The 13,354-nt window shown below is 52.2% G+C and carries 10 protein-coding genes and 1 pseudogene; 2 read left to right on the top strand and 9 right to left on the bottom strand.

Going from position 1 to position 13,354, the window contains the following annotated elements; genetic code table 11:
- Positions 1 to 153 precede the first annotated feature (153 nt).
- Both G6Q29_RS21015 and G6Q29_RS21020 read left to right on the top strand, forming a co-directional pair.
- Positions 154 to 462, top strand: coding sequence for a PTS sugar transporter subunit IIB (locus G6Q29_RS21015; protein ID WP_023334100.1), 309 nt, complete (start codon positions 154 to 156; stop codon positions 460 to 462).
- A complete protein-coding gene (locus tag G6Q29_RS21020) occupies positions 462 to 779 on the top strand; it encodes a PTS lactose/cellobiose transporter subunit IIA (protein ID WP_165466977.1) in 318 nt (105 codons plus the stop codon). Before G6Q29_RS21015 ends, G6Q29_RS21020 begins: the two co-directional genes overlap by 1 nt.
- 58 nt (positions 780 to 837) lie before the next feature.
- Here the strand turns inward: G6Q29_RS21020 and rpoC are convergent, their stop codons facing one another.
- From rpoC to tuf, 9 genes and pseudogenes are all read right to left on the bottom strand, one after another.
- The gene (gene rpoC, locus G6Q29_RS21025; RefSeq protein ID WP_006810528.1) at positions 838 to 5,061 is read right to left on the bottom strand and encodes a DNA-directed RNA polymerase subunit beta'; all 4,224 of its coding nucleotides are present in this window, start codon (positions 5,059 to 5,061) and stop codon (positions 838 to 840) included.
- Positions 5,062 to 5,137: 76 nt separating this feature from the next.
- Positions 5,138 to 9,166, bottom strand: coding sequence for a DNA-directed RNA polymerase subunit beta (gene rpoB / locus G6Q29_RS21030; RefSeq protein WP_032673707.1), 4,029 nt, complete (start codon positions 9,164 to 9,166; stop codon positions 5,138 to 5,140).
- A 319-nt stretch (positions 9,167 to 9,485) separates the two neighbouring features.
- Positions 9,486 to 9,851, bottom strand: a complete 366-nt coding sequence (gene rplL / locus G6Q29_RS21035; protein ID WP_002445276.1) for a 50S ribosomal protein L7/L12 — start codon at positions 9,849 to 9,851, stop codon at positions 9,486 to 9,488.
- A 66-nt stretch (positions 9,852 to 9,917) separates the two neighbouring features.
- Positions 9,918 to 10,415, bottom strand: coding sequence for a 50S ribosomal protein L10 (gene rplJ, locus G6Q29_RS21040; RefSeq protein WP_003862338.1), 498 nt, complete (start codon positions 10,413 to 10,415; stop codon positions 9,918 to 9,920).
- Between the two features lie 289 nt (positions 10,416 to 10,704).
- Complete coding sequence (gene rplA / locus G6Q29_RS21045) at positions 10,705 to 11,409, bottom strand: 50S ribosomal protein L1 (protein WP_006810530.1); 705 nt, start codon at positions 11,407 to 11,409, stop codon at positions 10,705 to 10,707.
- 3 nt (positions 11,410 to 11,412) lie between these two features.
- Positions 11,413 to 11,841 (bottom strand): 50S ribosomal protein L11, encoded by a 429-nt coding sequence (gene rplK / locus G6Q29_RS21050; protein ID WP_003862340.1) that lies wholly within the window; start codon positions 11,839 to 11,841, stop codon positions 11,413 to 11,415.
- Between the two features lie 156 nt (positions 11,842 to 11,997).
- On the bottom strand, positions 11,998 to 12,543 hold the full coding sequence (gene nusG, locus G6Q29_RS21055) for a transcription termination/antitermination protein NusG (RefSeq protein ID WP_003862341.1): 546 nt from the start codon (positions 12,541 to 12,543) through the stop codon (positions 11,998 to 12,000).
- A 1-nt stretch (position 12,544) separates the two neighbouring features.
- Positions 12,545 to 12,928 (bottom strand): preprotein translocase subunit SecE, encoded by a 384-nt coding sequence (gene secE, locus G6Q29_RS21060; RefSeq protein ID WP_003862342.1) that lies wholly within the window; start codon positions 12,926 to 12,928, stop codon positions 12,545 to 12,547.
- Positions 12,929 to 13,155: 227 nt separating this feature from the next.
- Positions 13,156 to 13,354: pseudogene (gene tuf / locus G6Q29_RS21065) on the bottom strand (elongation factor Tu); the annotation flags it as partial.

Here is a 13,354-nt window from a genome sequence, read left to right on the forward strand (position 1 = left end):
GACGGGCAGAATGATCGCCTGTGTAAAATTGTAACCGGTTTCAGAAAAATGCCGATTTCTTTGTGATGCCTGACACACAATCGTGGTAAAGCGGTTGTTGAAGCGGTCTGCAAGGGATAATTATCAATAAACACATGTAGATCGAGGCTGACTATGAAGAACATCGTTTTATGCTGTGCAGCGGGAATGTCAACCAGCATGCTGGTTCAACGTATGAAAGATGCCGCGCAGAAAAAAGGAGTCGAAGTAACCATTAAAGCCGTTCCGGTCGCGGAGTTTAAAGATAACATCGCGACGGCTGATATCGTATTACTGGGGCCACAGGTTAAATACGAACAGGCAAAACTCCAGGCGCAGGCCGAACCACTCGGAAAAAAGGTCGCGGTCATCGACATGATGGATTACGGCATGATGAAAGGTGATGCCGTACTGGAAAAAGCGCTCAAACTTCTGGAGTCATAATGGAAGACTTAGAAACAACGATCATGGAACTGCTGGTTAACGCCGGCGCGGCGCGCAGTGCGGCCCTGACGGCGTTACAGATGGCGCGTAAAGGTGATTTTGACGAAGCTGAAAAAGCAATGGAAGAATCCCGCGAATATGTTAAGCATGCGCATACGATCCAGACGCAGCTTATCGGTCTCGATGAAGGGACCGGAAAACTTCCGGTTAACCTGATTACCGTTCACTCACAGGACCACCTGATGAACGCGATGGTTATTCAGGATCTGGCGGGCGATATGATTGAGCTTTATCGACGCATCCCGTTAGTGAAGTGAAGAAATGCAGATGTAAAAAAACCCGCCGAGGCGGGTTTTTTATTTACGGCATCAACGATTACTCGTTGTCGGAACCGCCCAGACCTGCGTTCAGCAGTTCTGCAAGGCTCGCGGATGCATCTTCGGCAGTCACCTGCGGTGCAGCCGGCAGTTCGCCCGCTGCGCGACGACGCATACGATCCTGGTGGTACGCATAACCGGTACCGGCCGGGATCAGACGACCCACGATAACGTTCTCTTTCAGACCGCGCAGTTCATCACGTTTACCTGCAACAGCGGCTTCGGTCAGGACACGAGTCGTTTCCTGGAACGATGCTGCGGAGATGAAGGACTCGGTTGCCAGAGACGCCTTGGTGATACCCAGCAGATCGCGTGCGAAGGTCGCACCGATTTTGCCGTTCGCTTCCAGATCGCGGTTAGCGATCTTAACGCGTGAGTATTCAACCTGCTCGCCTTCCAGGAAGTCGGAGCTGCCCGCGTTTTCGATGGTGGCTTTACGCAGCATCTGACGAACGATAACTTCAATGTGTTTATCGTTAATCTTAACGCCTTGCAGACGGTATACGTCCTGTACTTCGTTAACAATGTAACGGGTAACAGCATGCACACCACGCAGGCGCAGGATGTCGTGCGGCGCTTCTGGACCGTCGGAAACCACGTCACCACGTTCTACGCGTTCACCTTCGAACACGTTGAGCTGACGCCACTTAGGAATCATCTCTTCGTACGGCTCGCTGCCATCTACTGGCGTGATAACCAGACGGCGCTTACCTTTGGTCTCTTTACCGAAGGAGATAATACCGCTGATTTCAGCCAGGATTGCAGGCTCTTTCGGACGACGTGCTTCGAACAGGTCCGCAACGCGTGGCAGACCACCGGTGATGTCCTTGGTACCGCCGGATTCCTGAGGAATACGCGCCAGGGTGTCACCAGAGCTGATCTGTACGCCATCTTCCAGCTGTACAATCGCTTTACCCGGCAGGAAGTACTGCGCAGGCATATCGGTACCCGGGATCAGAACATCGTTACCCTGAGCATCAACGATTTTCAGTGCAGGACGCAGATCTTTACCGCCGGTAGTACGTTCAGCAGAATCCAGAACCACCAGAGAAGACAGACCGGTCAGCTCGTCGGTCTGACGAGTAATGGTCTGGCCGTCGATCATGTCAGTAAAGCGGATGAAACCACTTACTTCGGTGATAACCGGCATGGTGTGTGGATCCCAGTTTGCAACGGTTTCACCGCCAGCAACCTGCTCGCCATCACCTTTCGCCATAACCGCACCGTAAGGCACTTTATAGCTCTCTTTGGTACGACCGAATTCGTCGATCAGCTTCAGCTCGGTGTTACGAGAGGTCACAACCAGCTTGCCTGCGGAGTTAACAACAGACTTCGCGTTGCTGAGCTTGATGCTACCTTTGTTTTTCACCTGGATGCTGGACTCAGCAGCCGCACGCGATGCCGCACCACCGATGTGGAACGTACGCATCGTCAGCTGTGTACCCGGCTCACCGATGGACTGTGCCGCGATAACGCCGATAGCCTCACCTTTGTTGATGATGTGGCCACGCGCCAGGTCACGACCGTAGCAGTGCGCACAAACACCAAAGTCGGTGTCACAGGATACAACGGAACGCACTTTTACAGAGTCAACAGAGTTCGCTTCCAGCAGGTCACACCACTGTTCGTGCAGCAGCGTATTGCGTGGAACCAGAATGTCTGCGGTGCCCGGCTTCAGAATGTCTTCCGCGGTCACACGACCCAGTACGCGATCGCGCAGCGGCTCTTTAACATCACCACCCTCGATAACCGGGGTCATGGTGATACCTTCGAGGGTGCCACAATCGTCTTCGGTGACGACCAGATCCTGTGCAACGTCAACCAGACGACGCGTCAGATAACCGGAGTTCGCTGTTTTCAGTGCGGTATCCGCCAGACCTTTACGCGCACCGTGCGTGGAGATGAAGTACTGGAGTACGTTCAGACCTTCACGGAAGTTCGCGGTGATTGGCGTTTCGATGATGGAGCCATCTGGCTTCGCCATCAGACCACGCATACCTGCCAGCTGACGAATCTGTGCAGCAGAACCACGCGCACCGGAGTCGGCCATCATGTAGATGCTGTTGAAGGAGACCTGCTGCTCTTCTACGCCGTCACGGTTAATGACGGTTTCGGTTTGCAGGTTATCCATCATCGCTTTAGATACACGATCGTTCGCCGCAGCCCAGATATCGATAACTTTGTTGTAACGTTCGCCTGCGGTTACCAGACCAGACTGGAACTGCTCCTGGATCTCAGCCACTTCAGCTTCCGCTTCAGAGATGATCTCGTGTTTCTTCTCTGGGATGACCATGTCATCGATACCAACAGATGCACCTGAACGCGCTGCATAAGCAAAGCCGGTGTACATTGTCTGGTCAGCGAAGATAACGGTCGGCTTCAGACCCAGAATGCGGTAACAGGTGTTCAGCATTTTGGAGATCGCTTTCTTGCCCAGCGCCTGGTTGACGATGGAGAAAGGCAGACCTTTCGGTACGATCATCCACAGAATGGCACGGCCAACGGTCGTGTCTTTCAGGCTGGTGTGCGCAACGAACTCGCCGTTTTCATCTTTTTCGTATTCGGTGATACGCACTTTAACGCGCGCATGCAGAGAGGCCAGGCCAGCGCGATAAATACGCTCAGCTTCTTTCGGGCCAGTCAGCACCATGCCTTCGCCTTTGGCGTTAACACAGTCACGGGTCATGTAGTACAGACCCAGTACAACGTCCTGAGAAGGAACGATGATAGGTTCACCGTTCGCTGGAGACAGGATGTTGTTGGTAGACATCATCAACGCACGCGCTTCGAGCTGGGCTTCCAGCGTCAGCGGTACGTGAACAGCCATCTGGTCACCATCGAAGTCGGCGTTATAAGCCGCACAAACCAGCGGGTGCAGCTGGATAGCTTTACCTTCGATCAGGACTGGCTCAAATGCCTGGATACCCAGACGGTGCAGAGTTGGTGCACGGTTCAGCAGTACCGGGTGTTCGCGGATCACTTCGTCCAGGATATCCCAAACGACAGCTTCTTCACGCTCAACCATTTTCTTCGCGGCTTTGATGGTGGTGGCGAGGCCACGCAGTTCCAGCTTGCCGTAGATGAACGGTTTGAACAGCTCCAGTGCCATTTTCTTCGGCAGACCGCACTGATGCAGACGCAGGTATGGACCTACGGTGATTACAGAACGACCGGAGTAGTCAACACGCTTACCGAGCAGGTTCTGACGGAAACGACCCTGCTTACCTTTGATCATGTCGGCCAAAGATTTCAGAGGACGTTTGTTAGAACCGGTGATCGCACGACCGCGACGACCGTTATCCAACAGGGCATCGACTGCTTCCTGAAGCATACGTTTTTCGTTGCGTACGATGATGTCCGGCGCAGCCAGATCCAGCAGACGTTTCAGACGGTTGTTACGGTTGATCACGCGACGGTACAGATCGTTCAGATCCGACGTGGCGAAACGACCACCATCCAGCGGAACCAGCGGACGCAGATCTGGCGGCAGAACCGGCAGAACGGTCAGGATCATCCACTCTGGTTTGTTACCAGACTGAACGAACGCTTCCAGCAGTTTGATACGCTTGGTCAGCTTTTTACGCTTGGTTTCGGAGTTGGTTTCGTTCAGCTCTTCGCGCAGCGTTTCACACTCTTGCTCCAGATCCATGCTCTTCAGCAGGGCCTGAATAGCTTCCGCACCCATCTTCGCGTCGAATTCGTCACCGAACTCTTCCAGCGCGTCCAGATACTGTTCTTCGGTCAGAATCTGGTTACGTTCCAGGTTCGTCATTCCGCCTTCGATAACCACATAAGATTCGAAGTACAGAACACGTTCGATATCGCGCAGCGGCATATCCAGCAGCAGGCCGATACGGGACGGCAGAGATTTCAGGAACCAAATGTGAGCGGTCGGAGACGCCAGCTCGATGTGGCCCATACGCTCACGACGTACTTTGGTCTGGGTCACTTCAACGCCGCACTTCTCACAGATCACACCACGGTGTTTCAGGCGCTTGTACTTACCGCACAGGCACTCGTAATCTTTTACTGGCCCGAAAATACGCGCACAGAAAAGGCCGTCACGCTCAGGTTTGAACGTACGGTAGTTAATGGTTTCCGGCTTCTTAACTTCACCGAAAGACCATGAACGGATCATGTCTGGCGAAGCCAGAGCAATTTTGATCGCATCAAACTCTTCGGTTTTAGTTTGCGCTTTCAGAAACTTTAATAAGTCTTTCACGGATTTGCTCCCGTCGGAGTTAGCACACTCTGCTGTCGGGCGTTAACCCGACAGCAGTGACCTGTTTGAGCGAGAATTACTCGTCTTCCAGTTCGATGTTGATACCCAGCGAACGAATCTCTTTCAACAGTACGTTGAAGGATTCTGGCATGCCCGGTTCCATCTGATGGTTGCCGTCTACGATGTTCTTATACATCTTAGTACGACCGTTCACGTCATCAGACTTAACGGTGAGCATTTCCTGCAAGGTGTATGCTGCGCCGTATGCTTCCAGCGCCCACACTTCCATCTCCCCGAAGCGCTGACCACCGAACTGAGCCTTACCACCCAGCGGCTGCTGAGTAACCAGGCTGTAAGAACCGGTAGAACGAGCGTGCATCTTGTCGTCGACCAGGTGGTTCAGTTTCAGCATGTACATGTAACCTACGGTTACCGGACGCTCGAACTGTTCACCGGTACGGCCGTCAAACAGCGTGATCTGGCCAGACGTTGGCAGACCACCCAGTTGCAGCAGCTCTTTGATTTCAGCTTCTTTTGCACCGTCGAATACCGGCGTTGCAATTGGCATACCTTTGCGCAGGTTCTCTGCCAGACGCAGCACTTCTTCATCGCTGAAGGTGTTCAGGTCGACTTTCTGACGAACGTCGGTACCCAGATCGTAGGCACGCTGGATGAACTCGCGCAGTTTCGCGACTTCCTGCTGCTGTTTCAGCATGGCGTTGATCTTGTCGCCGATACCTTTCGCAGCCATACCAAGGTGGGTTTCCAGAATCTGACCGATGTTCATACGAGACGGTACGCCCAGTGGGTTCAGTACGATATCTACCGGTGTACCGTTAGCATCGTGCGGCATATCTTCGATCGGGTTGATCTTAGAGATAACACCCTTGTTACCGTGACGACCTGCCATTTTATCACCAGGCTGGATCTGACGTTTAACAGCCAGATACACCTTAACAATCTTCAGCACGCCTGGTGCCAGATCGTCGCCCTGAGTGATTTTACGGCGTTTCGCTTCGAGTTTTTTCTCGAACTCGTGTTTCAGTTCGTCATACTGCTCAGCCAGCTGTTCCAGCTGATTCTGTTTCTCTTCGTCGGTCAGGCCCAGTTCCAGCCAGCGATCGCGTGGCAGTTTGTCGAGCTTCTCAGCTTCAACGCCACCGGCAACCAGCACCGCATAGATACGGCTGAACAGACCTGCTTCGAGGATCTGCAATTCTTCAGACAGGTCTTTCTTGGCCTGTTTGAGCTGCATCTCTTCGATTTCCAGCGCACGCTTATCTTTCTCAACGCCGTCACGGGTGAAGACCTGAACGTCGATAACCGTACCGGAAACACCGTTTGGTACGCGCAGAGAAGAGTCTTTAACGTCAGACGCTTTCTCACCGAAGATAGCACGCAGCAGTTTCTCTTCTGGCGTCAGCTGGGTTTCGCCTTTTGGCGTGACCTTACCAACCAGAATGTCACCGCCGGTCACTTCCGCACCGATGTAAACAATACCGGATTCATCCAGTTTGGAGAGCGCAGCTTCACCCACGTTAGGGATGTCGGCCGTGATCTCTTCTGGCCCCAGCTTGGTGTCACGGGACACACATGCCAGTTCCTGAATGTGGATGGTGGTGAAACGATCTTCCTGAACCACACGCTCGGAGACGAGGATGGAGTCTTCGAAGTTGTAACCGTTCCACGGCATGAACGCTACGCGCATGTTCTGACCGAGCGCCAGTTCACCGAGGTCGGTGGACGGGCCGTCTGCCAGCACGTCGCCGCGTTCAACTGGCTCACCCAGAGATACACAAGGCATCTGGTTGATACAGGTGTTCTGGTTAGAACGGGTGTATTTGGTCAGGTTATAGATGTCGATACCCGCTTCGCCCGGATACATCTCGTCTTCGTTAACTTTGATAACGATACGGGATGCGTCAACGTACTGAACGGTACCGCCACGCTTAGCAACAGCAGTAACACCGGAGTCAACGGCAACAGCACGTTCCATACCGGTACCAACCAGCGGCTTATCAGCACGCAGAGTTGGAACGGCCTGACGTTGCATGTTCGCACCCATCAATGCACGGTTGGCGTCATCGTGTTCCAGGAACGGGATCAGGGACGCACCGACGGATACCACCTGCTGGGTGGATACGTCCATGTAGTCAACCTGGTCGCGGCTGAACAAGCTGGATTCGCCTTTGCTACGGCAGGTAACCAGATCTTCTACAAAGTGGCCTTCGTCATCCAGGTTGGAGTTCGCCTGAGCGATAACGTAGTTGCCTTCTTCGATAGCGGACAGGTAATGAATTTCGTCGGTTACAACACCGTCGGTCACTTTACGATACGGAGTTTCAAGGAAACCGTATTCGTTTGTCTGTGCGTACACGGACAGGGAGTTGATCAGACCGATGTTTGGACCTTCAGGCGTTTCGATTGGACATACGCGACCGTAGTGAGTCGGGTGTACGTCTCGAACTTCAAAGCCTGCACGTTCACGGGTCAGACCGCCTGGGCCGAGTGCAGAGATACGACGTTTGTGCGTGATCTCAGACAGCGGGTTGTTCTGGTCCATGAACTGAGACAGCTGGCTGGAACCAAAGAACTCTTTCACTGCCGCAGAAATCGGCTTGGCGTTGATCATATCCTGAGGCATCAGGGTATCCAGATCGCCCAGAGACAGACGCTCTTTCACCGCACGCTCTACACGTACCAGGCCAACGCGGAACTGGTTTTCCGCCATTTCGCCTACGGAACGGATACGACGGTTGCCGAGGTGGTCGATATCGTCCACTTCGCCTTTGCCGTTACGGATATCAATGAGCTTCTTCATCACTTCAATGATGTCGTCTTTGCTCAGGATACCGGAACCTTCGATTTCGTCGCGCAGCAGAGAACGGTTGAACTTCATACGACCTACCGCGGACAGATCGTAGCGGTCTTCGGAGAAGAACAGGTTCTCGAACAGGCTTTCAGCCGCTTCGCGAGTTGGTGGTTCACCAGGACGCATCATGCGGTAGATTTCGACCAGCGCGCTCAGACGATCGTTGGTTGGGTCGACGCGTACAGTCTCGGAGATGTACGGTCCGTGGTCCAGATCGTTGGTGAACAGCGTTTCGATACGTTTGTGGCCAGACTGGCTCAGCTTAGCCAGCAGATCCAGGCTCAGCTCCATGTTAGCCGGGCAGATCAGCTCGCCAGTTGATTCATCAACGTAATCTTTCGCGGCTACTTTTCCTGCAATGTATTCAACCGGAACTTCGATGTGTTTGATATCATCTTTTTCCAGTTGACGGATGTGGCGCGCGGTAATACGGCGACCTTTTTCCACATACACTTTGCCGTTGGCTTCGATGTCGAACGACGCGGTCTCACCACGCAGACGTTCCGGCACCAACTCCATCTGCAACTTGTTGTCGCGGATTTCAAAGATCACTTTCTCAAAGAACAGGTCCAGGATCTGCTCAGTGGTGTAGTTCAGTGCACGCAGAATGATGGTTGCAGGCAATTTACGACGACGGTCGATACGGACAAACAGGTTGTCTTTTGGATCGAATTCGAAGTCCAGCCATGAACCACGGTAAGGGATGATGCGTGCGTTATACAGTACTTTACCGGAAGAGTGCGTTTTACCTTTATCGCTGTCAAAGAAGACGCCCGGGCTACGGTGCAGCTGGGAAACGATAACACGCTCAGTACCGTTGATAACGAAAGTACCGTTGTCCGTCATGAGTGGAATTTCACCCATGTAGACTTCTTGTTCTTTAATGTCTTTTACGGTGCCTTCCGGCGCTTCGCGCTCGTAGATCACCAGACGCAGTTTTACGCGCAGCGGTGCGGAATAGGTCACGCCACGGATCTGACATTCCTGAACGTCAAACACCGGTTCGCCAAGGCGGTAGCTGACGTACTGCAGCTCGGAATTACCGCTGTAGCTCTGAATCGGGAATACGGAACGGAAGGCTGCTTCCAGGCCGTACTGCCCTTCAGGATCTTGCTCGATAAACTTCTGGAACGAGTCAAGCTGGATAGAAAGGAGATATGGAATGTCCAGAACTTGTGGACGTTTACCAAAATCCTTACGAATACGTTTTTTCTCGGTATAGGAGTAAACCATAGGGTTCCTCAGCTCGCTGACAAGTCGACCCATCTGTCCGACGAAGGGACAGTTTGTGCAACACCATTTTGTGGACCGGAAAATTGAATACTTTCCGCAATACCTGTTGCTATCACGCTTAAACCATTTCATTGCGATTTACACAGAGCGAGCACCCTGTCGCAGTATATTAAGTCGTCGATAGAAACAAGCATTGTCAGGACAACCAGCAGTCAAACAGTGTGAAATGCTGCTGATGCCTTACAGCGCAAAAAGGCTGGTGACTAAAAAGTCACCAGCCATCAGCCTAATTGCTTAGGCTGCAACCAGAAAAGTTGGCTTATTTAACTTCAACTTCAGCGCCAGCTTCTTCCAGAGATTTTTTCAGTGCTTCTGCGTCGTCTTTGCTCACGCCTTCTTTCAGCGCAGCTGGAGCAGATTCTACCAGGTCTTTAGCTTCTTTCAGACCCAGGCCAGTTGCGCCACGTACTGCTTTGATTACAGCAACTTTGTTCGCGCCAGCAGCTTTCAGAATTACGTCGAATTCAGTTTTTTCTTCAGCAGCTTCAGCCGGGCCCGCAGCTACAGCTACAGCAGCAGCAGCAGAAACACCGAATTTTTCTTCCATTGCAGATACCAGCTCTACAACGTCCATTACGGACATAGCTGCAACTGCTTCAATGATTTGATCTTTAGTGATAGACATTTAAATTGTTCCTGAAAATCAGAATAAGTTTATACGTAAGCAAATGCTTTATAAAGATAACTGCGATTAAGCAGCTTCTTTCGCATCGCGTACAGCAGCCAGAGTGCGAACCAGTTTGCCAGCCGCAGCTTCTTTCATGGTTGCCATCAGGCGTGCAATTGCTTCTTCGTAGGTCGGCAGGGTTGCCAGGCGATCGATTTGCGATGCCGGGATCAACTCACCTTCAAAGGCTGCAGCTTTGACCTCAAATTTTGCATTCGCTTTCGCGAACTCTTTGAACAGACGAGCAGCAGCGCCCGGGTGTTCCATAGAGTATGCAATCAGGGTCGGACCAACAAACGTGTCTTTCAGGCACTCGAACTGAGTACCTTCAACTACGCGACGCAGCAGGGTGTTACGAACAACACGCATGTATACGCCAGCTTCACGACCTGCTTTACGCAGTTCAGTCATTTTGTCTACAGTAACGCCACGGGAATCCGCAACTACTGCAGACAGCGCGCCTTTGGCTACTTCGCTGACTTCAGCAACAATCGCTTGTTTGTCTTGAAGATTTAAAGCCATTAGCTTTGCTCCTGGATGTTTGCCGGAACTCATGTTCCGGAACTCACTTCACTCGACCCAACGGGAAGAGCGTCTTAATACGGTGAGCAGAAACAAGCCAGAGTATTTAAAATAATCTTAGCGTTCTGTCACCGTCTACGCAGGGGATTAAGTTTCTTGCGAAACACCTGCGGTCTTCGACGGAGGCCTGGATAGGCCAGGCTCCAACGAACAATTCTTTTAGCCGCTAACGTTTGTTAGCAAACGTGGGGGTAAGATTGTAGACAAAATCACCGCCCACGTAAAGGCATTAGTTTGCAGCAGCGCTCAGGCCAGCCTGGTCAACTGCAACACCTGCACCCATGGTGGTGGAGATGCTAACTTTCTTGATGTACACGCCTTTCGCCTGAGTTGGTTTTGCTTTTTTCAGCGCAACCAGCAGAGCTTCCAGGTTTTCTTTCAGTTTGTCAGCGTCAAAGTCCACTTTACCGATGGTGGTGTGGATGATGCCGTTTTTGTCGTTACGGTAACGAACCTGACCTGCTTTAGCGTTCTTAACCGCTTCAGCAACGTTAGGGGTTACAGTACCCACTTTCGGGTTTGGCATCAGGCCGCGTGGACCCAGAACCTGGCCCAGCTGGCCAACAACGCGCATTGCATCTGGAGAAGCAATAACAACGTCAAAGTTCATTTCGCCTTTCTTGATCTGATCAGCCAGATCTTCCATACCTACCAGTTCAGCGCCAGCAGCTTTAGCAGCTTCAGCGTTTGCACCCTGAGCAAATACAGCTACGCGTACGGAACGGCCAGTACCGTGTGGCAGTACAGTTGCGCCACGAACGTTCTGATCGGATTTACGAGCGTCGATGCCCAGGTTAACGGCAACGTCAACGCTTTCAACGAACTTAGCGGTAGCCAGTTCTTTCAGCAGAGCGATAGCTTCGTTGATGTCGTACTGTTTGGTCGCATCAACTTTGTCACGGATCACGGACATGCGCTTGGTCAGTTTAGCCATTTCTTAGTCCTCCACTACCAGGCCCATGGAACGTGCAGTACCTTCGATGGAGCGAGTCATCGCTTCAATGTCGGAACCAGTCATGTCGGCAGCTTTGGTCTGCGCGATTTCCTGCAACTGAGCGCGGGAAATTTTACCCACTTTGTCTTTGTTCGGCTTACCGGAACCAGACTTGATGCCCGCTGCTTTCTTCAGCAGAACTGCTGCTGGAGGGGTTTTGGTAACGAAAGTGAAAGAACGGTCAGCGTAAACAGTGATTACAACTGGGATTGGCAGACCTTTTTCCATGGATTCAGTTTTGGCGTTGAACGCTTTACAGAATTCCATGATGTTCACACCCTGCTGACCCAGAGCTGGACCAACTGGTGGACTTGGGTTCGCCATACCTGCTGCAACCTGCAGCTTGACGTAGGCTTGTACTTTCTTAGCCATTCTAAAATCCTCTGATTGGGTAATAACGCCTCGGAGAGGCTCCCCGTGAATAAAAATCGTTTTACGGGTCGGGACCCATAAAAACAAAAGGCGCGAAATTGTATTCCAATCTCGCGCCCTGTGCAACGATTAAATCGTCGCTTTTTTGATCGCTGCTTAGGCTTTTTCTACCTGAGCAAAGTCCAGCTCTACCGGGGTCGCACGACCAAAGATAGAAACGGAAACTTTCAGGCGGGACTTCTCGTAGTCCACTTCTTCGACAACACCATTAAAGTCAGCAAACGGACCGTCGTTAACACGAACCATCTCACCCGGTTCAAACAGCGTTTTAGGACGCGGTTTATCACCAACCTGCTGGAGGCGGTTCATAATCGCATCAACTTCTTTGTCGCTGATTGGCGCCGGACGGTCAGATGTGCCGCCGATAAAGCCCATTACGCGTGGTACGCTGCGCACCAGGTGCCAGCTCGCGTCGTTCATCACCATCTGAACCAGCACGTAACCCGGGAAGAATTTACGCTCGCTTTTGCGACGTTGGCCGCCACGGATCTCAACCACTTCTTCGGTCGGAACCATGACTTCGCCAAATAACTCTTCCATATTGTGTAATTTGATATGCTCACGCAGCGACGTAGCTACGCGGCCTTCAAAACCGGAAAACGCCTGAACGACGTACCAGCGCTTTTTAGGGGCTTCAGACATCTCAGAACCTCAGGCCAGTGATAAAGGATACCAGGCGAACCAGAATACCATCCAGTCCCCACAGGATCAGTGACATTACAGCGGTTACCGCCGCTACAATCAGCGTGGTGTGCAATGTTTCCTGGCGAGTCGGCCAAATGACCTTGCGGACTTCGGTACGCGCTTCGCGGGCAAACGCAACGGTCGCTTTGCCTTTCGTCGTCAACAGCGCGACACCACCCGCCGCAGCAATCAGAATTACCACTGCAAGCGCGCGTAGCGGCAGCATCATGTCACGATAAAGATAGTTGCCGACAATCGCCACAATCAGCAGCACGGCAACAACTACCCATTTCATCGCTTCCAGGCCGCGCCCGCTCCCTTGAGCTTCGGTATTCGCACTCATAAACCAACCTGTCAGAAGTATTCTACAAACATTTTCACCCCGCGAGTGCGAGGCAAACCAATCGAAATGCTATTCGCTTTTCGTATTATACGCTCTCCGCAGAGCCTGTCTCAGCAATGATTATGACAAAATTAATCACTGATGAGCCAGGTTCTGATGTGAAAGCGTGCAAAAAGGGCATCAAATGATGCCCTTTTATTGCGCATTGCGTCAAATGTTATCAGCGATTAGCCGAGAACTTTAGCAACAACGCCCGCGCCAACGGTACGGCCGCCTTCACGGATTGCGAAACGCAGACCGTCGTCCATCGCGATTGGGTGGATCAGCGTCACAACCATCTTGATGTTGTCGCCTGGCATTACCATCTCTACGCCTTCTGGCAGTTCGATGGTACCGGTCACGTCAGTTGTACGGAAGTAGAACTGT

Origin of the sequence: Enterobacter cloacae, assembly GCF_011078175.1 — a bacterium.
GTDB lineage: Bacteria > Pseudomonadota > Gammaproteobacteria > Enterobacterales > Enterobacteriaceae > Enterobacter > Enterobacter cloacae_Q.